Origin of the sequence: Photobacterium sp. GB-72 (assembly GCF_003026095.1) — a bacterium.
In the GTDB taxonomy this organism is placed as follows: domain Bacteria; phylum Pseudomonadota; class Gammaproteobacteria; order Enterobacterales; family Vibrionaceae; genus Photobacterium.
The window spans coordinates 1-706 of sequence record NZ_PYNV01000050.1; the positions used below are offsets into that span (position 1 = coordinate 1).

Here is a 706-nt window from a genome sequence, read left to right on the forward strand (position 1 = left end):
AGGGGTTCGACTCCCCTACGGGACGCCACTTCTCTTTGAAGTGCAAATTGGGTCGTTAGCTCAGTTGGTAGAGCAGTTGACTTTTAATCAATTGGTCGCAGGTTCGAATCCTGCACGACCCACCATTTCCTTTCCACGAAGGAAAGCTAGTTTGATTTCACTTTTAAAAGTGAAAACAAATAGCAACTATCGTGGGCGATTAGCTCAGTTGGGAGAGCACCTCCCTTACAAGGAGGGGGTCACTGGTTCGAGCCCGGTATCGCCCACCACTCTCTAAAAGTTTTCTGCACGGATTTCGCAGATTTAATGAAGAATACCTTTGTTAAGTCCGCATTTTTGTCGCTGAAAATCGTTAGAAAGTGGTTATCGTTAGATAATTGCATGCTCTTTAACAATCTGGAAAGCTGACTAGTAAATTCAATCAATAGATTGATTTTAAAAATGTTCTTCGAAAGAAGAACGAGTTCTCAAAACATACACATTCAAGTGTCTGTGTTTGTTTTCACTTTTTAAAAGTGAAAACAAAACAATGAGTCCGGCGAAAAACCAACGTTTAATACTTTCTTGATCGAAGTGTTAAACACAAACCTTGGTTGTTTGAACATACGAAACCTCTTGGGGTTGTATGGTTAAGTGACTAAGCGTACACGGTGGATGCCTTGGCAGTCAGAGGCGATGAAGGACGTATTAACTTGCGATAAGCCCA

General features: G+C 41.6%; 2 tRNA genes. Both read left to right on the plus strand.

Going from position 1 to position 706, the window contains the following annotated elements:
- The first annotated feature begins 49 nt into the window (after nucleotides 1-49).
- Nucleotides 50-125: transfer RNA gene (locus C9J40_RS21805), tRNA-Lys, on the plus strand.
- A 68-nt stretch (nucleotides 126-193) separates the two neighbouring features.
- Nucleotides 194-269, plus strand: a tRNA-Val gene (locus tag C9J40_RS21810).
- The last annotated feature ends 437 nt before the right edge of the window (nucleotides 270-706 follow it).